The organism is Ensifer canadensis (genome assembly GCF_017488845.2).
Taxonomy (GTDB): domain Bacteria; phylum Pseudomonadota; class Alphaproteobacteria; order Rhizobiales; family Rhizobiaceae; genus Ensifer; species Ensifer canadensis.
On the sequence record NZ_CP083371.1, the window covers coordinates 469,413 to 490,502 of the forward strand.

The 21,090-nt window shown below is 61.2% G+C and carries 19 protein-coding genes and 2 riboswitches; of the genes, 7 read left to right on the forward strand and 12 right to left on the reverse strand.

From position 1 onward, the window contains the following. Positions 1-16: 16 nt before the first annotated feature. The 6 genes from nrdE to J3R84_RS21825 all read right to left on the reverse strand — a co-directional run bounded on the left by nrdE (position 17) and on the right by J3R84_RS21825 (position 7,276). On the reverse strand, positions 17-2,170 hold the full coding sequence (nrdE, locus tag J3R84_RS21800; RefSeq protein WP_113568508.1) for a class 1b ribonucleoside-diphosphate reductase subunit alpha: 2,154 nt from the start codon (positions 2,168-2,170) through the stop codon (positions 17-19). After that, positions 2,140-2,556 (reverse strand): class Ib ribonucleoside-diphosphate reductase assembly flavoprotein NrdI, encoded by a 417-nt coding sequence (gene nrdI / locus J3R84_RS21805; RefSeq protein ID WP_057209889.1) that lies wholly within the window; start codon positions 2,554-2,556, stop codon positions 2,140-2,142. The genes nrdE and nrdI overlap by 31 nt, the downstream gene beginning before the upstream one ends. A 17-nt stretch (positions 2,557-2,573) precedes the next feature. Next, entirely contained in the window at positions 2,574-2,795 is a 222-nt protein-coding gene (nrdH, locus tag J3R84_RS21810) for a glutaredoxin-like protein NrdH (protein ID WP_025429316.1), read from the reverse strand. A 302-nt stretch (positions 2,796-3,097) separates the two neighbouring features. Beyond that, positions 3,098-3,323, reverse strand: a riboswitch (cobalamin riboswitch). 151 nt (positions 3,324-3,474) lie between these two features. Next, positions 3,475-4,275, reverse strand: coding sequence for an acyl-CoA thioesterase (locus tag J3R84_RS21815; RefSeq protein ID WP_203527785.1), 801 nt, complete (start codon positions 4,273-4,275; stop codon positions 3,475-3,477). Further along, positions 4,272-6,626: a 5-methyltetrahydropteroyltriglutamate--homocysteine S-methyltransferase gene (metE, locus tag J3R84_RS21820; RefSeq protein WP_203527788.1), complete on the reverse strand. Its 2,355-nt coding sequence runs from the start codon at positions 6,624-6,626 to the stop codon at positions 4,272-4,274. Before metE ends, J3R84_RS21815 begins: the two co-directional genes overlap by 4 nt. 98 nt (positions 6,627-6,724) lie before the next feature. Then, positions 6,725-6,944, reverse strand: a riboswitch (cobalamin riboswitch). A 38-nt stretch (positions 6,945-6,982) separates the two neighbouring features. Next, complete coding sequence (locus J3R84_RS21825) at positions 6,983-7,276, reverse strand: hypothetical protein (RefSeq protein ID WP_057209887.1); 294 nt, start codon at positions 7,274-7,276, stop codon at positions 6,983-6,985. 130 nt (positions 7,277-7,406) lie between these two features. On the opposite strand from J3R84_RS21825, the gene J3R84_RS21830 reads away from it, so the two are divergent. Next, positions 7,407-8,351 carry a LysR substrate-binding domain-containing protein gene (locus tag J3R84_RS21830; RefSeq protein ID WP_057209885.1) on the forward strand — a complete coding sequence of 315 codons (945 nt, stop codon included), beginning with the start codon at positions 7,407-7,409 and terminating at the stop codon, positions 8,349-8,351. Here the strand turns inward: J3R84_RS21830 and J3R84_RS21835 are convergent. The 5 genes from J3R84_RS21835 to J3R84_RS21855 form a co-directional block, all read right to left on the reverse strand. Beyond that, positions 8,309-9,046 carry an aspartate/glutamate racemase family protein gene (locus tag J3R84_RS21835; RefSeq protein ID WP_057221902.1) on the reverse strand — a complete coding sequence of 246 codons (738 nt, stop codon included), beginning with the start codon at positions 9,044-9,046 and terminating at the stop codon, positions 8,309-8,311. The genes J3R84_RS21830 and J3R84_RS21835 overlap by 43 nt on opposite strands. A gap of 5 nt (positions 9,047-9,051) precedes the next feature. Beyond that, on the reverse strand, positions 9,052-9,873 hold the full coding sequence (locus tag J3R84_RS21840) for an ABC transporter permease (protein ID WP_025429311.1): 822 nt from the start codon (positions 9,871-9,873) through the stop codon (positions 9,052-9,054). 1 nt (position 9,874) lies between these two features. Next, complete coding sequence (locus J3R84_RS21845; protein WP_107027442.1) at positions 9,875-10,789, reverse strand: ABC transporter permease; 915 nt, start codon at positions 10,787-10,789, stop codon at positions 9,875-9,877. Positions 10,790-10,878: 89 nt separating this feature from the next. Next, on the reverse strand, positions 10,879-12,177 hold the full coding sequence (locus J3R84_RS21850) for an ABC transporter substrate-binding protein (RefSeq protein WP_057209879.1): 1,299 nt from the start codon (positions 12,175-12,177) through the stop codon (positions 10,879-10,881). Positions 12,178-12,209: 32 nt separating this feature from the next. Beyond that, complete coding sequence (locus J3R84_RS21855; protein ID WP_057221900.1) at positions 12,210-13,298, reverse strand: ABC transporter ATP-binding protein; 1,089 nt, start codon at positions 13,296-13,298, stop codon at positions 12,210-12,212. A gap of 431 nt (positions 13,299-13,729) precedes the next feature. On the opposite strand from J3R84_RS21855, the gene J3R84_RS21860 reads away from it, so the two are divergent. From J3R84_RS21860 to J3R84_RS21880, 5 genes are read left to right on the forward strand one after another with little or no spacing between them, the layout of a single operon-like run. Continuing rightward, positions 13,730-14,566, forward strand: a complete 837-nt coding sequence (locus tag J3R84_RS21860; protein WP_057219289.1) for a metallophosphoesterase family protein — start codon at positions 13,730-13,732, stop codon at positions 14,564-14,566. Then, positions 14,563-15,726: an ABC transporter ATP-binding protein gene (locus J3R84_RS21865; RefSeq protein WP_057219205.1), complete on the forward strand. Its 1,164-nt coding sequence runs from the start codon at positions 14,563-14,565 to the stop codon at positions 15,724-15,726. The genes J3R84_RS21860 and J3R84_RS21865 overlap by 4 nt, the downstream gene beginning before the upstream one ends. Next, complete coding sequence (locus J3R84_RS21870) at positions 15,719-16,633, forward strand: carbohydrate ABC transporter permease (RefSeq protein ID WP_203527791.1); 915 nt, start codon at positions 15,719-15,721, stop codon at positions 16,631-16,633. The genes J3R84_RS21865 and J3R84_RS21870 overlap by 8 nt, the downstream gene beginning before the upstream one ends. Continuing rightward, on the forward strand, positions 16,630-17,466 hold the full coding sequence (locus tag J3R84_RS21875; protein WP_057219202.1) for a carbohydrate ABC transporter permease: 837 nt from the start codon (positions 16,630-16,632) through the stop codon (positions 17,464-17,466). The genes J3R84_RS21870 and J3R84_RS21875 overlap by 4 nt, the downstream gene beginning before the upstream one ends. Positions 17,467-17,488: 22 nt before the next feature. Then, on the forward strand, positions 17,489-18,754 hold the full coding sequence (locus J3R84_RS21880) for an ABC transporter substrate-binding protein (protein WP_203527794.1): 1,266 nt from the start codon (positions 17,489-17,491) through the stop codon (positions 18,752-18,754). A 79-nt stretch (positions 18,755-18,833) separates the two neighbouring features. Here J3R84_RS21880 and J3R84_RS21885 read toward each other — a convergent pair whose 3' ends face one another. Continuing rightward, a complete protein-coding gene (locus tag J3R84_RS21885; RefSeq protein ID WP_107027445.1) occupies positions 18,834-19,820 on the reverse strand; it encodes a LacI family DNA-binding transcriptional regulator in 987 nt (328 codons plus the stop codon). Between the two features lie 233 nt (positions 19,821-20,053). On the opposite strand from J3R84_RS21885, the gene J3R84_RS21890 reads away from it, so the two are divergent. Next, positions 20,054-21,082 (forward strand): substrate-binding domain-containing protein, encoded by a 1,029-nt coding sequence (locus J3R84_RS21890; protein WP_025429301.1) that lies wholly within the window; start codon positions 20,054-20,056, stop codon positions 21,080-21,082. The last annotated feature ends 8 nt before the right edge of the window (positions 21,083-21,090 follow it).

The following is a 21,090-nucleotide window of genomic DNA, read 5'->3' on the forward strand; positions in this document are numbered from 1 at the left end:
CTTGTTCCCCGGAGTATCAAAGCGCGCAGGAAACGCAGCCCTGCACTTCCGTGCCGGACAGCGCCATCTGACGAAGGCGGATGTAGTAGATCGTCTTGATGCCCTTCTTCCAGGCATGGATCTGCGCGCGGTTGATGTCGCGGGTCGTTGCCGTGTCCTTGAAGAACAAGGTCAGCGAAAGCCCCTGGTCGACATGCTGGGTCGCAGCCGCATAGGTGTCGATGATCTTCTCCGGACCGATCTCATAGGCATCCTGGTAGTAGTCGAGATTGTCGTTGGTCATGAAGGCCGCGGGATAATAGACGCGGCCGATCTTGCCTTCCTTGCGGATCTCGATCTTCGAGACGATCGGGTGGATCGAGGAGGTCGAATGGTTGATATAGGAGATTGAGCCGGTCGGCGGCACCGCCTGCAGGTTCTGGTTGTAGAGGCCGGATGTCATCACCGCCTGCTTGAGTTCCAGCCAGTCTTCCTGCGTCGGGATATCGATGCCTGCGGTTTCGAACAGTTCGCGCACCCGCTCGGTCGCCGGCTTCCATTCCTGTTCGGTGTACTTGTCGAAATAGTCGCCCGAGGCGTATTTCGAGTTCTCGAAGCCCTTGAAGCTCGACCCGCGTTCGACGGCGATGCGGTTGGAGGCGCGGATGGCGTGGTAGGTCACCGTGTAGAAGTAGATGTTGGTGAAATCGACGCCTTCGTCCGAACCGTAATAGACCCGTTCGCGGGCGAGATAGCCGTGCAGGTTCATCTGGCCGAGGCCGATCGCATGGCTGTCGTCATTGCCCTTCTCGACGGAGGGAACCGAGGCGATATGGCTCATGTCGGAGACCGCGGTCAGCGCCCGGATCGATGTCTCGATCGTCTTGCCGAAATCGGACGAATCCATCGCGGCGGCGATATTCAGCGAGCCGAGATTGCAGGAGATGTCCTTGCCCAGGTGCTTGTAGGACAGGTCGTCATTGTACTCGCTGGCTTCGCTGACCTGGAGGATTTCTGAGCAGAGGTTGCTCATGGTGATGCGGCCGGCGATCGGGTTGGCGCGGTTCACCGTGTCTTCGAACATGATGTAGGGATAGCCCGACTCGAACTGGATTTCGGCCAGCACCTGGAAGAACTCGCGCGCCTTGATCTTCTTCTTGCGGATCCGGCTGTCGGCGACCATTTCCCGATATTTTTCCGTGACCGAGATGTCGGTGAAGGCAACGCCGTAGACGCGCTCCACGTCATAGGGCGAGAACAGGTACATGTCCTCGTTGTTCTTGGCGAGTTCGAAGGTGATGTCGGGAACGACGACGCCCAGCGACAGCGTCTTGATACGGATCTTCTCGTCGGCGTTCTCCCGCTTGGTGTCGAGGAAACGCATGATGTCGGGGTGGTGGGCGTTGAGATAGACGGCGCCGGCACCCTGGCGGGCGCCAAGCTGGTTGGCGTAGGAGAACGAATCCTCCAGCAGCTTCATCACGGGAATGATGCCGGACGACTGGTTTTCGATCTGCTTGATCGGGGCGCCGGCCTCGCGGATGTTGGTAAGCGACAGCGCCACGCCGCCGCCGCGCTTCGACAATTGTAGCGCCGAATTAATGCCGCGCGCGATCGATTCCATGTTGTCCTCGACCCTCAGCAGAAAGCAGGAGACGAGCTCGCCGCGCTGCTTTTTGCCGGCGTTGAGGAAGGTCGGGGTCGCCGGTTGGAAGCGACCGGAGATGATCTCGTCGACCATGTCGCGCGCCAGCGCCTCGTCGCCGCGCGCCAGCGTCAGCGCCACCATGCAGACCCGGTCCTCGTAGCGCTCGAGGTAGCGCTTCCCGTCGAAGGTCTTCAGCGTGTAGCTGGTGTAATATTTGAAGGCGCCGAGAAAGGTCGGGAAACGGAACTTCTTGTCATAGGCGTGATCGAACAGGTCGCGCACGAAGTTGAACGAATACTGGTCGAGAACCTCCTGCTCGTAGTAGCCCTCGGTGACGAGGTAATCGAGTTTTTCGCGCAGGTTATGGAAGAACACGGTGTTCTGGTTGACGTGCTGCAGGAAGTACTGCTTTGCCGCCAACCGGTCCTTGTCGAGCTGGATCCGGCCGTCCTCGTCATAGAGGTTCAGCATGGCGTTCAGCGCGTGGTAATCGAGCGCCGATTCCGTCGCCTTCAAGGGGCGTTCGAGTGTTGAGACGTCCAAAATCGTTCCATCCCGTTTTTGACATTGGCGACGTCCTCATCGGTTCCCAACAGTTCGAACCGGTAGAGATAGGGCACCTGGCACTTGGCCGAGATCACGTCGCCGGCGATCCCGTAGGTCGCGCCGAAATTGCTGTTGCCCGCGGCAATCACGCCGCGGATGTGGGAGCGGTTGTCCGCATCGTTGAGAAAGCGGATCACCTGTTTGGGCACGGCGCCCCGGCCGTCGTCGCCGCAATAGGTCGGGACGACGAGCACATAGGGTTCGTGCACGTCGAGCGGCGCGTCGGCCGCGCTGACGGGAATGCGTCTGGCGCGCAGGCCGAGCTTGCCGACGAAGCGATGGGTGTTTTCCGAGCGGGTGGAAAAATAGACGATCAGCCCCATCGCGCCGTACCTCGGCTTCAGGACAGTGCGCTGATCTTGTCGGGGCGGAAGCCTGCCCAGTGCTCCGGACCGGCGATGACGACGGGAACCTGCATGTAGCCAAGGCCCTTGACCGTCTCGAACGCGTCCTGGTCGACCGAAATGTCGATCACCTCGTAATTGACGCCCTGGCGGTCGAGCGCGCGATAGGTTGCGGTGCACTGGACGCAGGCGGGCTTGCTGTAGACGGTGACGTTCATTTCTTCCTCGTTTGGTCGGCTGGATCTGGGCATGAAAAGGCATGCGGATACGCACAAGCGATCCGGCGAAATGCAGGACTGGCAGGATGACCGCTTGCTCGGGTCGAGAAGACCCGGGCGCGGTTGTTCGTCAGATTCGCGGCTTCCCGCGCCTCTTCATTGGCGAATGATAGGAATTCGATGACGCGGACATGACTTCACCCCGAAGTTGAAGACGGCGCTTCCGGGGAGACGTCGAGACGATCAGGCAGGTTTCATCCTGCCCCATGCACACCTCTGACCTCTCCGGACACCCCGCCCGTGGACGTTTATCGATCGAGGCAGGTCTCCTGGCTCACGGGTCGGTGCTTCTGTCCGGACCTTCCCGAAGCATCATGCTTCAGTGGCCGAATGCTGGACAGTTGCTCGCCGTTTACAGTTGCGGGGGCAGCCACGGCTTAGCCAAGCGAAATCGCTACGACGGCACCGTATTCCCATCTTCGCTCCCAATCCTTGCGAATCGGGAGAACCTCGAACACTAGATATAGTATATGTCGGGAAAATTGCGTCAATAGGTTCCATGTCGAAGCCACCTGGGAGGCGGACAATATTTTTTCGGGTGTGGATAGCGGGGAGTAAACGACAAGTGTCGGCGAAGCCTGTGGATGGAGAGCCGTCATTGACAGCTCTGCTGAAATCCTCAAGCCGCGAAGGCGGGAACAGGACGATTGTCCCCGTCGACTGCCACCATGATGAAGGCGCCATGGGCAGTCAGGGTCTGTTTCGCTCCCGTCAAATCCTCTGACCACAATTCGACATCGACCGTCGTCGAGCTCCGTCCGGTGCGCACAATCCTGGCGACAAGCTCGATGATCGAGCCAACGGTGATCCGGTGCTTGAAATCGATGCGCTGGCAGGAGGCGAGCACTGTCGTCTTGCGGCTCGCCCGTGTCGCCGCGCCGAAGGCGGCCTTGGTCATCTGCGCCAGCGCGTCGCCGCCAAACATGGCGCCGAAGCTGTTGGCCTGATCCGGATAGACGATATCGACCATGCGCACGGCATCGTCTTTTGGCGCTCCGATCGCATCGGTGTCGAGAGAAGGCAACGACCAGCCGGCGCCCTTGCCCTCCGGCATCGCGACCATGGTGAACTGGCCGCGGGCGCACAGATCGCGGGTGCCGGCCGTCAGATCTTCCGCGATCATATCGACTTCGACGACCATCGAACGCCGCCCGACCCGGATCGGGCGGCCGCTGCAGCTGACGATATGGCCGATGTGGGCGGGGCCGCGGAAGTCGACGCGATCGCAGGAGGCGGTGACGAAGGGAACGCGGCCGTGGCGCGTGGCGACGATGAAGGCGGTCCGGTCCATGAGTGCGAGGCCCGCACGGCCGAAGAGCGTGCCGTGGTGATTGGTGTCGCCGGGAAAGACGATGTCGATCAAGGTGGCGGGCGCCGGGGTTTCCCCCGGCGCCTTCTCGATATTGCTATCGTCCGTCATGCGTTTGTGGCCTCTTGCCGGCCGGCAGTGAAGGATTGGCGCAGCGTTTGCGCCGCCGCGACCATGTTGACGAGCGCCGGGCGAACTTCCTCCCACCGCCTTGTTTTCAGCCCACAATCCGGATTGACCCAGATCTGCGCCGGCGTCAGACCGTCGGTCGCCTGTTCGATCAGATGCACCATCTCGTTGACAGTGGGTACCCGCGGCGAGTGGATGTCGTAGACGCCGGGGCCGATCTCGTTCGGATAGGCCTGATCGATAAAGGCGCCGAGCAGCTCCATCTTCGAGCGCGAGGTTTCGATGGAGATGACATCGGCATCCATTGCCGCAATCGCCGCCATGATGTCGTTGAACTCCGAGTAGCACATGTGGGTGTGGATCTGGGTTTCGTCACCGACGCCGGAGGCGCTGATGCGGAAGCACTCGACCGCCCAGTCGAGATAGGCCTTTCGATCGGCCTGTCTCAGTGGCAGTCCCTCGCGCAGCGCCGGTTCGTCGATCTGGATCACGGCGATACCGGCCGTTTCCAGGTCGGTGACTTCGTCGCGCAGCGCCAGTGCGATCTGCCGGCATACGATCGACCGGGGCAGGTCGTCGCGCACGAACGACCATTGCAGCATCGTCACCGGGCCGGTGAGCATGCCCTTCATCGGCTTGTCCGTCAGCGACTGCGCATAGGTTGCCCAATCGACCGTCATCGGGTTCGGGCGCGAGACATCGCCGAAGATGATCGGCGGGCGTACGTAGCGCGAGCCGTAGCTCTGCACCCAACCGCTCTGAGTGAACCCATAGCCGGAGAGCTGCTCGCCGAAATACTGCACCATGTCGTTGCGCTCGAATTCGCCGTGCACCAGCACCTCGATGCCGATTTCCTCCTGCCAGCGCACGGCCTTCTCCGTCTCCTGGCGCAGGTAGGCGAGGTAGTCGACATAGCTGAGCTCGCCCTTGGCATGCAGCGATCGTGCCTGGCGCACCTCTGACGTCTGCGGGAAGGAGCCGATCGTCGTCGTCGGGAAGAGCGGCAGTGCCAGCCTGTCTTCCTGCCGCCGCCGGCGCGTTGCAAAACTCGATTGACGGCGGCTGTCTGCTGCCGTCAGGTTCTTCAAGCGTCCGGCAACGAGTGGATCGTGGACCTTGAGCGAGGTCAGCCGTGCCTCGACCGCAGCAATCGATTTTGCAAAGACCTGCTCGGGATTGGCCAGGCCCGGCTCGAATGCGCGGGCAAGCAGGCTGAGTTCGTCCAGCTTCTGCAGGGCGAAGGCAAGCCAGGAGACGAGCTCCGGATCGAGCGCTCGTTCGAGATCGAGGTCGATTGGCACATGCAGCAGCGAGCACGATGGTGCAAGCTCGATACGATCGCGGCCATGCGCCTCGATCAACGGCTGCAGCCGGCGGAAGAGGCCGGCAAGATCGGTACGCCACACATTGCGGCCATCGACGACGCCGAGCGACAGCACAAGCTGTGCCGGTACCGTCTGAAGTAGCAAGTCGAGCTGTTGCGGCGCCCGCACGAGGTCGACATGCAGCCCGGCAACCGGCAGCGAAAGGGCTGTCGGCATGTTGTCACTGACCGCGCCGAAATAGGTCGCGAGCATGATTTTCAACTGCGGAAGTTCCGAGGCGAACGTCTGGTAGGTCAGCGCCAGCGCCTGGCGTTCCCGCTCAGTGAGATCGAGCACCAGGCATGGCTCGTCGATCTGCACCCATTCGACGCCGGCTTCCCCAAGCTCGGTGAAAAGCTTCGTATAAACAGGCAGCAGCCGCTCGATCAGATTGATGGTGTCGAATCCGCCGGCAAGCGCCTTGCCCAGTTTCAGGAAGGTGACGGGGCCGAGGACGACAGGGCGGGTGACATGCCCGAGCGCCTTGGCTTCGAGGAAGGCGTCAAGCGGCGCATTGCTCGTCAGCTCGAAGCGCTGATCCTCCGCGAATTCCGGAACCATGTAGTGGTAGTTCGTGTCGAACCACTTGGTCATCTCCAGCGCCTGGTTGCCCCCGTCGGGCCCGCCATGCGTGCAACCGGACGCGCAGGCGGCAGTCGTCGAACCGCGCGCCATGGCGAAATAGGCGTCGAGGTCGACCGGGCCGCCCTTCCAGCCATAGGCCGGTGGCACCGCACCAACCAGCACTGATGTGTCGAGAACCTGGTCGTAAAGCGAGAAGTCGTTCGATGGAATGATCTGGATCCCACGCGCCTTTTGCGCGGCCCAGTTTTCGGCCCGCAGCCTGGCGGCGACGTCGAGCAGGTCCTGTCTCTCGATCTTGCCGGCCCAATAACGCTCCAGCGCGAACTTCAGTTCACGGTGGCTGCCGATACGTGGAAAGCCGAGATTGGCTGTCTTGATGGTCATTTCCTTACCCCGAAGGTTGTGGGCAAGGCTTTGAATGCGACGCATCCACGACCGAGACTGGCTCGCTCGTCAAGGCGACACATCGGACACCCCGCCCGTGGACGTTATCTATCGCGGCAGGTCTCCTGGCTTGCGGGTCAACACGAACCGTCCCGTCTTCCCGAGGCGTCTCCCTCAGTGACATCATTGGACGACCGCTCGCCGCTTACAGTTGCGGGGGCAGCTCCGGCATGAGCGCCTTGCAGCGCCGCACCGAATTCCCTCTTAGCTCCGGCCTGTCGTCAGACGAGCCGCAGAACCACGATTGTTCGACAATGCCCCGCAAAGTCGACGGCGTCAATCGTATAAAGAAATGTTTATGTCTTTATTTTCTCCATTCGGCCGAGGTCGAAAGCTTGTCGCGAGGGCGGCGACGCGACTTCATCATTTGGCGTCTGCGGCGAAAGGGCACCGCCCGGATCAGAGCCCGCTACGTGCTGCCACGGATCAGCAACATCGCCCGCGCGCGCCCGGATGCTGTCATTGTCTCGCGTCAGGCCGATGTCCCTCAGTTGGAACTCGCTGAATGTATCGATGGTCGTCGTGGCGTCGGCAGCTCTCTTGGCCGAAGTCCAGACGTGGAGGATGATCGATCGCAGTGCGCTAAGCATTGCTAACCCCTTCAGTTCTGTGGTGATGTGTTCGCGAGAAAATTGAGGATTTTGGTGGTTTCGCGCAAAGCGATTTCTCGCATGCTGCCATAAAGAATGCTTATCTCACTTCATGAGCAAGATTCCCCCCATGAGTGCGGTGCGCGCGTTCGAGGCCGCAGCCAGGCACTTGAGTTTCACCCGCGCGGCGCAGGAGCTCGGCATGACGCAAGCCGCTGTCAGCTATCAAATCCGACTGCTGGAGGACCGCACCGGCACGCCGCTGTTTGTCCGTCTGCCGCGGGAAGTGCGCTTGACGGCTGCCGGACGGCAGCTTGCGCCGAAGGTGACCGAGGCGCTCGATCTACTGGGTACGGCGTTCTCCGAGATTGCCGACAAGACCGAGCATCACCTGCACATCTCGGTACTGCCAACCGTCGTCTCAAGTTGGCTTGGTTCCAGGCTCGCCTCGTTTCAGACAGCCCATCCAAACATCAGCATTCGCGTGCACATGTCCACGGAGCTGATCGACTTCAAGCGCGATGCGATTGATCTCGTGGTGCGCAGCGGCAACGGCGACTGGTCGGGCAATGAAGTGTTTCCTCTTTTCCCGATCGAATACATGCCCGTCTGTACGCCGACGTTCCTGGAAAAACATCAGCTGAAGGATCCGGCCGACGTTCTCACGGTGAGGCGCTTCGGCAACGCCAGCTGGTGGCGGCGCTGGATGACCGAAGCGGGCGTGGAACCGCCGGCCAGCAATGGCACTGAGCTGATCTTCGACGTCCAGGCAATGGATGTGGCCACCACATTGCTCGATCATGGCATTGCCATGGTCGTCTCCACCTTTGTGATTGAGGAGCTTCGCAGCGGAAAACTCGTCCGGCCGTTCAACCATGTGGTCAGGGATGGCCGTGCCTATTGGCTGGTCTATCCGCAAAGCCACCGGCGGCAGAACAAGATCCAGGTGTTTCGCGAGTGGATCATTGCCGAAGCCGCCACATCGAACGCGCAGCTGGCCGCCGTGGCCGGAGAGCTTCCCTCGGTACGGTCTCAAGCCGAGATCGGTGCGAGCGCGCTCATAAGACCTGAATAGGATTTGCTGAGCGGCGGAGCATAGGAGCCGCGCTTGCTGGTCGTCAGTCCTTGCGACACCAACGCCTCGGCCTGCTTGACGGCTGCCGATACGCCATCAATGACCGGAACGCCGTATTCGGCTTGAAGTGCGCGCGCAAGATCGGCCATCCCGGCGCAGCCAAGCACGATCGCCTCGGCGCCGTCCTCAACGAGCGCCAGCTCGATTTCGCATCGCAGCTTCGCCAACGCGGGCGAAGCCTTGTCCTCAAGCTGCAGCACCGGGATGTCCGCAGCGCGAACCTTCGTCCGGGCACTCATCCCATAGCGTATGACCAGGTTCTCGATAAGCACACGCGACCGCTCGAGTGTGGTTACGACGGTGAAACGCTGAGCAAGCATGGCGGCCGTCGCCACAGCGGATTCGCAAAGCCCGACCACGGGGATGCGGGCAAGCGCGCGGGCTGCTTCCAGACCAGTATCGTCGAAGCATGCGATGACGGCGGCGTTGGCGCCTGCCGCTTCGCCGTCCCGGATTTCGGTGAGCACGCCCGGAAGCGCGATCGCGCCATCATAGTGGCCTTCGATCGAAGCCGGTCCGGACTTGGACGTCCTCGCGATGATCTCCGTGTTCGGGCCCGCGACGGCGCGGGCTGCGGCCGCCGCCTTCTCGGTCATGGATAGGGTGGTGTTCGGATTGACGATCAGAATGCGCATCGAACCTAGCTCATTTTTACCTGCCGCCGACGAAGCGTCAGAATGACGGCAAGCGCGACGAGGATGGTGGTGAAGGAGAAGAGCGTCGTGACCGTGCCCAGCGCGTAAAGCACCGGCGTCGTCACATTGGTGGTCATTCCGTAGATTTCCAATGGCAGGGTGTTGTAGCTGCCCGAGGTCATCAGTGTACGGGCGAACTCGTCGTAGGAAAGGGTGAAGCCGAAGAGGCCGACCCCGATCAGGCTCGGCGCTATCATCGGCAGCACCACATGCCGAAACGTCTGCCACGGGGTGGCGCCGAGATCGCGGGCCGCCTCTTCATAGGCCGGCGAAAAGCGGTTGAAGACGGCAAACATGATCAAGACGCCAAAGGGTAGGGTCCAGGTAAGATGTGCGCCGAAGCCGGAGGAATACCAGGCGGGCTTCAGGCCAAACTGCTGGAAGACGACACCGATCCCGAGCGAGATGATGATCGAGGGCACGACCAGGCTGGCAACGGTCAGGTAGAAGAGGGCCGTCGCCCCCTTGAAGCGGTGGCGAAAGGCAAGGCCGGCGAGGAGCGCCACGACGACGTTGACCACCATCACCATCAGTCCCAGCGTGAATGAGCGGCGGAAGGACGCGCCGAAGTCGCCGACCGCCTGTTTCTCGAAGAGATTGTAGAACCAGTGCAGCGATAGTCCGTTCAACGGAAATGTGAGACCGCCATTCGGCCCCTGAAAGGACAGGATCAGCACCGCCGACAACGGCCCGTAGAGAAACAGCACGAACAGGGCGAAGAAGCCCGCGAGCAGGTAGAATTCAAGGGTGCGCCGCTCATGGTTCATCTCAGAGTTCCTTTCGGATATCAACGACCCGAAGGATCGCGGCGACCATCAGGAGCACGACGATCAGCAGCACTACCGCATTGGCGGCCGCAGCCGGATATTGCAGCAGTGACATCTGGTTCTTCATCATCAGCGCGACCGAAGCGCTCTGTCCGCCCGACATAACTTGAACCGTCGAGAAGTCGGCCATGACGAGGGTGACGACGAAGATCGAGCCGATGGCGATGCCGGGCTTGGCGAGTGGCAGGATGACGTTCCAGAGCACTTGCCGGCCGCTGGCGCCGCAGTCGCGCGCCGCTTCGATCAGCGAACGGTCAATGCGCATCAGCGTGTTGAAGATCGGCGTCACCATGAAGAGCGTATTGAGGTGAACCATGGCAAGCACGACAGCAAAATCGGAATAGAGCAGCCACTCGATCGGTTGCGGAATGATGCCGAGGTCGATCAGCGTCGAATTGACGAGGCCATTGCGTCCAAGCACCGGGATCCAGGAGATCATGCGGATGATGTTCGAGGTTAGAAACGGCACGGTGCAGATGAGGAAGAGCACCATCTGCATGGTCGTCGTGCGCACGTGGAATGCGAGGAAATAGGCGGCCCAGAAGCCGATCAAGAGTGTGAGGCACCAGACGAGGGCGGTGAATTTCAACGTGTTGAGATAGGTCTTCCACGTCACCCACGAACCGAGCGTGTCGACATAGTTCATGGTCAGGAAGTCCGGATAAAGCCCGGCAAAGTCGTAGTCCCAGAAGCTGACGACAAGAACCGTCAGGATCGGCAGCACGAAGAAGAACCCGAGAATGAGGATGAGCGGCAGCGCCTGCAGATAGGCGCCCAGCCTTTGCAGCCAAGCACGGACACTGCTGGGTCTACCGGCCAAGGCCTCCGATGGCTGCGAAATTGCCACTACCGCCATTGTTCATCCTCTCGCGTTGCTCGTCAGGTTCCGCTCGCTGCGGGCGGCCCCATTCGAGGGCGCGCCGCAGCGAGGGCGTTTCGTCTGCCTCAAGCCGCGATGAACTCGTTCCAGCGCTTGATCATGTAGCGATCCTCATCCATGACCGAGTTCCAGCAGGCGACCTTGCCCATGCGGTCTTCGAAGGAGCCGCCATCGCGCACGGCACCGGCCTTCTCCATGACCTTGCCCTCCGGCGAGAGGATATCGCCCTTTGCCGGCTTGCCCTCGACCCAGTAACCCCACTCGTCCTCGGACATGAAGCCCTTGGCCGTGTCCATGGCGGCCGAATAGTAGCCCTGACGGTTGAGATAGGCGCCGACCCAGCCCGACAGGTACCAGTTGATGTATTCATAGGCCGCGTCGAGCTGGGCGCCCTGGAGATGAGCGGCAAGGCCGAGGCCGCCACCCCAGGCGCGATAGCCTTCCTTGAGCGGCTGGTATTTGCACGCGATCCCCTTCGAGCGGACGGCGGCGACGGCCGGTGACCACATGGACTGGATCACCACTTCACCGGAGGCCATCAGGTTGACGCTCTCGTCGAAGGATTTCCAGAAAGCGCGGAACTGACCGTCCTGCTTGGCCTTAATGAGGAAGTCGATCGTCTGGTCGATCTCATCCGTCGTCATGTTGCCCTTGTCGGCATATTTGACGTTGCCCAAGGCTTCCATGATCATGGCGGCATCCATGATGCCGATTGACGGGATGTTGAGGATCGCGGCCTTGCCCTTGAAGGCCGGATCCATGATGTCGGCCCAGCTCGTGATGTCGCGGCCGACGAGATCCGGGCGGATGCCGAGGGTATCGGCATTGTAGATCGTCGGAATGAGCGTCATCCACTGGGTCGGCGACTTCGCGAAGGTCCTGGAAGCCTGCGCCTCGACAAAGCCGACGGTGTGCGGGGCGGTGCCTTGGGCGATAATGCTTTCGGGCTTCAGCTTGCCGTCGATGAACAGCGGGACGATCTTGTCGTAGTACTTGATTTTCGAGACATCCATCGGCTGCATCACTCCGGCCGGGAAGACCTTCTTGGCGATCCAGTATTCGATGTCGGCGATGTCGTAGGAATCGGGCTGCGTCACTGCCCGCTGGGCCGCGGCGTCCGAATCCGTCGCAGTCATTTCCAGTGTGATGCCGAGATCCTGTTTGCACTTCTCGGCAATGGCATTGATGTTGGAAACGCCGGTGCCGAACTGGCGCAGCGTGATCGGGTTTTGCGCCCAGATCGTCGGAAAGCCGGTGATCGCCCCGGACCCGGCAATCGCGCCGATTGCCGCCGCACCGGTCTTGAGCAGCGTGCGTCGGGACAGGCCCTCCTTCGAGGTCTTCGGTGTAGTTTCATTCGTCATGCGCAGTTCCCCTTTTTTTGATGGTTGGTCACTCATGCTGAAAGGCGACCGAGGGGGACGACATCCTCCAGGGCCCAGCTCAGGGACACCGCGTCGCCGACCGACACGGTTTTGTTGAAATAGTCGGCATCGCTGACGATCACTGTGAAGTCGTCGCTGCCGGCGCCACTGACGGTCAACTTCACCGAAGCGCCGCGATATTCGATGTTGGAGACCACCGCCTGAAAACCGAGGGTCTTTTCCGAGGCAGGCTCGAGGCGAACGCGGTCGGTGCGGATGCCGATGTCGATTGGCGCACCGATTTCCTGTGCGATGTCGCGAACGGCAAACCTCGGGCCACCGGCCGCCTCCATCTCGACGATCCCGTCACGGATGGCGCTCACTCGGCCCGAAAGCACATTGTGGTCGCCCATGAACCGGGCGACGAAGGCGGTTGCCGGCTGCTCGAAGACGATACGTGGCGCTGCCGCCTGCTCGATGCGGCCATCGTTCATCACCACGATCAGGTCGGCCAAAGCCATGGCCTCTTCCTGGCTGTGCGTGACATGGACGAAGGTGATGCCCAGCGTTTTCTGCAGCTTCTTCAGCTCTGCCCGCATGCGGATCTTGAGGAATGGATCGAGCGCCGACAATGGCTCATCGAGCAGCAGAGCTTCCGGTTCGGTGATCAAGGCGCGTGCGAGTGCCACCCGCTGCTGCTGTCCGCCCGAAAGCTGCGCCGGCCGACGGCCGGCATAGGCCTCCATCTGCATCAGCCTCAACATGGCCAGCGCCTTGGCCCGGCGTGTTTCCTTGTCGACGCCCTTCATCTTCAAGCTGAAGGCGACATTGTCGACGAGGTCGAGATGAGGAAACAGGGCGTAGGACTGGAACATCATCGCCGTATTGCGGCGGGCCGGCGGGAAATCGGTCACGACGACATGGCCGAGACGAAGGTCGCCGGACGAAATGCTCTCGTGGCCGGCAATCATGCGCAACGTGGATGTCTTCCCGCAGCCCGACGGCCCGAGAAAACAGCAGTAGCTGCCTGCGGGGATCTTGAGGCTGATGGCGTGCACGGCGGTTGTCGCGCCGTAGATCTTGGAAACAGATACGATATCGATTTCGGCGGCTTTCGGCATGATGGCTTCTCCTGATGACAGGGAAGAAGCATCAAACGTGCCAATCTCGTGCGGCGATGATAACTCTATATTTTCGTTTAGGAATCTAGTGTCACCGCCGAATCCGCAGTATCCGGCGCAACAACCTTCTGCTCACGAAATGAGCTTTTGTCGTCAATATTCGCCAATTATTGTATACGATCATGTGAATTTTTGAGCAGGCACCACGCGCCTTTTGGCGAGAAGCCAGTCCGTTTTTCCTCCACCCGCCATCACGGTCGCGCATGGACATCGGAACGTGACGCTTTCATGGAGAAACTGAAAAACAGCTGAGAACGTCTGTTACCAAACTGACAAGACAGCTCCCTAAACAGTGCGACCTAAGCACCGAACGGGAGCGACACGGCTTCCGGACGACATGCGCAATGACCATGGTCGGAGGCCCGAATTCCGTGAAGATCATCCAGATCAGCGATACGCATCTCAGCCCGTCGAAATCGCATTTCACCGACAACTGGGAGCCTGTCTTCCGATGGATCGAGGCGACGGCGCCAGATCTGGTGATCCATACCGGCGACCTGACGATCGACGGAGCCGATCACCTCGAAGACATCACTTTTGCTGTGGAACTGATGGCGCAGCTTTCCGCACCAGTGCTGATGGTGCCGGGCAACCATGACGTCGGGCATCTGCCGGGCTCAGGCCAGCCGGTCGATCCCGTCCGTCTTGCCCGCTGGAGAGCCCACGCGGGCCCGGACTATTGGTCCTCCGACCGTGGTGATTGGCGTTTCATCGGCCTGAACAGTCAGCTCTTTGGCTTCGATGACGAGGAGGACGAACGGCAGTTCGGCTGGCTCGAAGAGCAATTGCAGACCGCGGGGGATTGCCCGGTCGCGATCTTCGCGCATAAACCGCTTTTCGTCGATGATCCGGGCGAGGGCGACACCGGCTACTGGAGCGTGCGGCCGCGTCAACGCCAGCGGCTCTTCGACCTGATGGCCGGCCGCAATGTCGCGCTTCACGCCAGCGGCCACCTTCACTGGGCCTGGACCGGCGAGCATGACGGGACATCCCTCGTATGGGCTCCGCCGACATCCTTTATCGTCGATACCCTTGAGCGCGAGATGCCCGGTGAACGGCTGGTGGGCGCGGTTGTGCATCGTTTCGAGGGCCGCCAGGTTTCGAGCGAGATCGTCGCCGTGCCTGGGCTGACGACGCATATCCTCGATCACGTGATCGAAGAGGTCTATCCGCGCGCCGCAAAGGCGCTCGTGGAGGCGGTTCGATGAGCGTGCTTTCGCTTCGAGGTATCGCCAAATCCTATGGTGGAAACACCATCCTGAAGAACATTGCCTTCGAGGCGGAAGCGGGTGAGTTTATTGCGCTTGTCGGGCCATCCGGATGCGGCAAGAGCACGCTTCTGCGGATTGTGGCGGGATTGGATCACGCCGATCATGGCAATATCGCCATTGCCGGTCGCGACGTGTCGCGGGTGCGGGCCGCCGATCGCAACATTGCTATGGTCTTTCAATCCTACGCGCTCTACCCGCATTTGACCGCGGGTCAGAACATTGCCGTTCCGCTCGCCATGCGGTGGCTGACCGCGATGCAGCGTCTGCCTTTCATTGGAAATCTGTTGCCGGGTCAGCGGCAGATCCGCGCCGACATAGCGCGTCAGGTCAACGAGATGGCGTCGTCGCTGAAAATAGATCACCTGCTGACCCGCAAGCCCGGGCAGATGTCGGGTGGTCAGCGGCAACGCGTGGCGCTGGCGCGGGCCATGGTCCGGCGGCCGAGTGTGTTCCTGATGGACGAACCGCTCTCCAATCTTGACGCGAACCTGCGCGTTCACGCGCGCGGCGAAATCGTCGATCTGCATCGCCGCGCCGGCGTGCCGACGCTCTACGTCACGCATGATCAGTCGGAAGCCTTGTCGATGGCCGACCGTGTAGCGGTGATGATCGGTGGCCACCTCTTACAACTGGCCGACCCCAGGGAGATCTACGACAACCCGGCTCATATCGAGGTTGCGCGCTTTCTCGGCCAGCCGAAGATCAACGTGCTTGAGACCCGCATGGATGCCTCTGGTGTCGTCCGTTTCGGCGGACTGGTCCTGGCCGGCGAACGCCGCGCCGGAGAGACGCCGGTCATGGTCGCGTTCCGGCCGGAATTCGCCCGGCTCCGCACCGACGAAGGCGGCATGCTGCGTGCTCGCGTCGAACGCCTGGAGTTCTTGGGCTCGGAGGTCATCGTCCATGCCCGTCTCGACGCGATCGGCGAGACGATTACCAGTAAATCGACACCTTCCGAGGCGGCGGCACTGTCGGCTGGAAGACCGGTGGGGCTCGATGTCGTGCCTGATCGCGTGATGCTTTTCGGCCAAGGCGGCGAGCGCATGGCGGCACGACCGATCGAAGTTGCCGCCAGTCTGGAGACGGCCAATGTCTAGCGTCGCGACCGTGGATCATACTGCCGTCGAGCCGGCCGCACGCGAGGCGCGCATCGCCTGGCTGCTGGCACTGCCGGCAATCGTGCTCCTGTTCTTGTTCATCCTGCTGCCGACGCTGGCAGTTATCGTCCTCGGCTTCACCGATTTCGAGCTCGGCTATGCCGGCTTCCGGTTTGTCGGCTTTGAGAACTATGCCGAGCTTGCCGGTGATCGTACCTTCCGCCGGTCGCTCTGGAATACCGCCGTCTACACGGTCATTGTCGCTCCGGTATCGATCGTGCTGGCGCTGGCGATCGCCATGCTGATCGAAGCCGAGACCCGCGGCAGGGCATTCTTCCGCACCGTCTATTTCCTGCCAGTGGCCTCCTTGCTCGTCGCCATGGCCACCGTCTGGCAGTTCCTGTTTCATCCGACGATCGGCCCGGTGAACGCCTTTCTCGCCTATTTCGGTATCGCCGGCCCGAACTGGCTCGGCGCCTCTGGAACGGTTCTCTATGGCCTTGCCATCATCGGCGTCTGGCAATCGGTCGGCTTCAACATGGTCTTGTTTCTGGCCGGCCTTACGGCGATCCCCCGCGAGCTTTATGCGGCAGCGGAGGTCGATGGTGCCAAGTCATGGTTCGATCGCGTTCGCCTCGTTACCTGGCCGATGCTCGGACCGACGACGCTCTTCGTCACCACGATCAGCATCATCAATTCTGTCAAGGTGTTCGAGACGGTGAAGACCCTGACCGAAGGCGGCCCGAACAAGACGTCGGAAGTGCTGCTCTTCACCATCTACCAGGAGGGCTTCGTCTATCTCCGGGTCGGTTACGCCTCGGCGATGACGGTCGTGTTCCTGGCCATCCTCGTCGCCTTGATGTTCCTGCAATACCGCGTCCTCGACCGGAAGGTGCACTACGCATGATCACGACCTCGCTTTCCCTGGGGCGCATCATGCGGCTCGCCGTCCTTTCGCTCGGGGCGCTCATTTTTTTCGCTCCCTACATTTTCATGATCTCAACCGCCGGCAAGGCGCAGAGCGAGATCTTCTCGTCGTCGCTATCGCTTATTCCGCAGCAATGGTCCTACATCGAGAATTTCTCGAAGGCCCTTTCGCGGGTCTCGATGTGGACGCTGCTCATGAACGGGGTCATCGTCTGCGCTCTCATTTTCGTCGTGCAGGTGGTCGTCGCCATTCCGTGCGCCTATGCCATGGCCAAGCTGAAGTTCCGGGCGGCGCGCACGATGATGGTGCTCGTCATGATCGGTCTGTTGGTGCCGATCCACGCGACGGCACTGCCGCTCTATGTCGCCTTCGACCGGCTGTCGGTGCTCAACAGCTATCTGGCGCTCGTCGCTCCGTTCTCTATATCGGTGTTCGCGATCTTCCTGTTCCTGCAGTTCTTCCGCGCCATCCCGGACGATCTCATCCAGGCGGCACGCCTCGACGGCATGTCGGAAGGCGGCATCGTCGCTCGGGTGGTCGTGCCCAATGCCTGGCCGGCGATTACCGCCTTTGCGATCTTTTCGGTCGTTGCCCATTGGAACGATCTGTTCTGGCCGCTGATCGTCGTGACCAACCAGGATTACGCTACGCCGCCGCTCGGACTTCTCTACTTCCGAGCGGCCGAAGCAGGCGACGACTACGGCGCGCTGATGGCGGCCACTCTGATCATCACCCTTCCTCTCATCACCGCCTTCCTGCTTGCACAGAAGCGTTTTGTCGAGGGCATCACCATGACCGGGCTTAAAGGCTGACCGGTCCAACCAGGAGTACGTCATGCAGCAGTTCAAGCAGCTTTTCGCGGCCGCCGCGATCTCAATGACCTTCACCGTTGCGGCTCATGCCGAAACGGTGCTGACTGTGCACTATCCGATGCCAGGCTTCTTCAAGGACGTGATGGACACGATTTCGAAGAAGTTCATGGAGGAAAACCCCGACGTCAAGATTACCTTCGCCAATCCGTCGGCGACCTATGAAGAAGGCATTCAGACGATCATGCGCCAGGCCGGCACGGCTGAGATGCCTGACCTGACGTTCATCGGGCTGAATCGCCTGCGCATGGTCAATGAGCGCGACATTCCAGTCGACCTGGGCCCGTTCCTCGCCAAGGACGGCAACATGGCCGAGCAGGGCTTTTCGGACAACATCCTGAAGCTCGCCCAGGTCGGCGGCAAACAGGTCGGTCTCGCTTTCGCGACCTCCAATCCGATCATGTACTACAACGCCGACCTCGTTCGCAAAGCTGGCGGCAACCCGGACGGCCCGCCCAAGACATGGGACGAAGTGATCGCGCTCGGGGGCAAGATCAAGGCGCTCGGCGACGGCAACGAAGGCATCGACTTCCGTTGGCAGGGCGACGACTGGATGTTCTCCGCACTTCTTTTCGGCGCCGGCGGTCACATGCTCAACGAAGACGAAAGCAAGGTTGCATTCAACGGCACGGAGGGCGAGAAGGCGATCGCGGTGCTTGATCGTATGGTCAAGGAAGGTGGCCTTCCGGTTTTGACCAAACAGGCCGGCGAACAGGCGTTCGTTGCCGGCAAGGTCGGTTTTGCCTTCCAGACCACGGGCGCCCTTCGCAACACCATCAAGAATGTCGGTAGCAAGTTCGACCTGCGCACCGCGCACATCCCGCTGATCGATCCGGAAAACGGCACGCTGCCGACGGGCGGCAACGCGGTGGTCATCCTCACCCGCGACGCCGAGAAGCAGGCGGCGGCCTGGAAGTTTGCGAAGTTCGCCGCTGGCCCCTATGGCGCATCGGTGGTGGTGCCCGGCACCGGTTACGTGCCGAACAATGAACTGGCCGCAGCGTCGCCCGAATATCTCGCCAACTTCTACAAGGAGAACTCGCTGTTTCGTGCAGGCCTCGAGCAGATGCCGCGGATGATGCCATGGTATGCCTTTCCTGGTACCAACGGAGTGAAGGTGACGCAGTCGATCGTCGAGAACCTCTCGCGTGTCGTCGAGCAGACTGCGACGCCGCAGGAGGCGCTCGAGGATGCAGCGGCCGAAGTGGAAGGGCTGCTTCCGCGCAGCTAAGCGGCGCCAATCGGCCCACTTGGTCGTTGAAACCGAGACCATCCCGCGAGATTTTGCGGGGTGGTGATCTCAGTTTCGCCTAGCGCAATTGCTGCACCGTCTCACCGACGTAAAGTCGATGGCCGAGGCGCAGATGGCGGGACTGCGAGGCGTTCTCGGCGATATCAAGCAACATGGCTGCGGCGGCCACCCCCATGTCGCCGTCCGGCATGGTCATCGTCGTCAGCGATGGGCTCATCAGGCGGCCGATGGCGATGCCGTCGAAGCCGGCCACGGAAACGTCGCCCGGCACCGAAAGGCCCTCGCGCCTGAGGGCGCTGATGACGCCCAGCGCCAGCAGATCGTTGGAGGCGATGATCGCTGTTGGCCGATGCCGTTCGATCGCGGTGGTGAGTTCGAGGTGCTCATAGCCGTCAACGAACCGGATTTCCACGCTTTCCAGCGGCGCGAGGCCTGTCTCTTTCATTGCCGCCCTGTAACCCTCGTAGCGCAGCCGCGCTCGATCAGAGGAGGCGAAATGGCCGGAGACGTAAAGGATTCGGGCGTGTCCACTTTGCAGGACATGCCGTGTGATCTCTCGGCCCGCACGATGATTGTCGACTGTGACTGCAGCGGCAAAACGCGGGACCGGCAGATTGTTGAGCAACACTGTTGGCGGAAGGGCCGCTGATAGCACCTCACTCGTCTGTGCATTGCACAGTGTAAGAATGAGGCCGGTCGGCCTTTGTTCGAGCAAGGCGCTTACTGCCTTTGCCTCCAGCGACGGATCGTAGTTTGATTGGGCGATCAATACTCCGTGGCCGGCCGCATGCATGCGGTGCTGGATGCCAGCGAGCGATGCGGCAAACACCGGGTTGGTCACGCTTGGGACGAGCACGCCGACCACGGGACTGCTGCGGCTCGTCCCTCGAGCGGTCGATGTCGCCGGTCGGTAGCCAAGCTCGGCTGCGGCGCGACGGACCCGGCGGACCATCTCGTCGCTTGCCGGGCCTTCGCCGTTGAGGACGCGTGACACGGTTGCCAACGAGCAGCCGGCCTGAAAGGCGATTTGCTGAAGGGTTGCCATTTGCCGGTGTCTAGCGAACATCCGTGACAGGAAATTGAACCGATTGCGCCACCCACTGCAGAACTGGCATGAATTATTATTCATGCCATGAATTATATTGACAGAAGCCTTGGTCGTCGTTTTAATCACCACAGTCGGAAGTCGAGGAGGAGTTCCGGCAAACTCACACATCAGCGGTCATTTCTGACGGCACGATTGGTTTTTGGGAGGGGCTTTGGCCTCGAGGAGGACGCTTGCGCACTTTTTTGAGCTCGACCGCACTGGCGGTCATTGCAACGACGTTTCTGGCTGGCCCTGCCAGCGCGGAGACGGCCAACCCGTTTCGCTGCGAACCCGGCGAAAAATACGTCATGAACGTCATGGTTTCGGGCGTCGAATACTGGTTCCCGGTCTATGAAATGTTCAAGCAGGCCGGCCAGCAGTTCGGCTGCGAGACCGAATATACCGGCACCCCGGAATATGACGTCAACAAGCAGATCGCCACTTTCGATCAGGCGCTGGCGCAGAACCCGGCCGGTATCCTTGTTCATCCGATGAACTCGGATCCGTTCATCGAGCCGATCAACCGGGCGATCGACCAGGGCACCGCGGTCGTCACCTTCGCCGCCGACTCGCCGCTCTCCAAGCGCATTTCGTTCATCACCTCGGACAATACCCGCGAAGGCGTTTATGCCGCCGATGCGATCGCCGAGAAGATGGGCGGCAAGGGCGAATATGCCGTTCTGGAAAACCCCGGCCAGGACAACCACGACAAGCGCATCGCCGCTTTCGTCGGCCGCATGGCTGAAAAGTGGCCCGACATGAAACTCGTCGGCCGCGCCGCTTCGAACCAGGATCCGAACAAGGCCTATCAGGGCCTGATGAGCCTGATCCAGGCCAACCCGAACCTTGGCGCGGTCTTCATGCCCGAAGCCAACTCGGCGATCGGTGCCGCACAGGCCAGCAAGGAAAGCGGCGGCAAGGTTCTCGTCATGTGCGCCGACGTCAACGCCAACATCCTCGACATGATCAAGGCCGGCGAAGTGTTCGGCTCGATCAACCCGAACCAGGGCATGCAGGGCTATATGGGTTTCATGTTGCTGTGGCTGGCCAAGCACCCAGACCTCATCGACCCGATGAACGACGCCAAGCGTTCCGGCTTCAACCCGATGAGCATTCCCTTCGTCGACAACGGTCTCTCCATCGTCACCGCCGCCAATGCGGATGACTTTTACTGGGACAAGTACCTGAAGCGCCGCGGCACCAAGGGCATTGACGAGTAAGGGGCTTT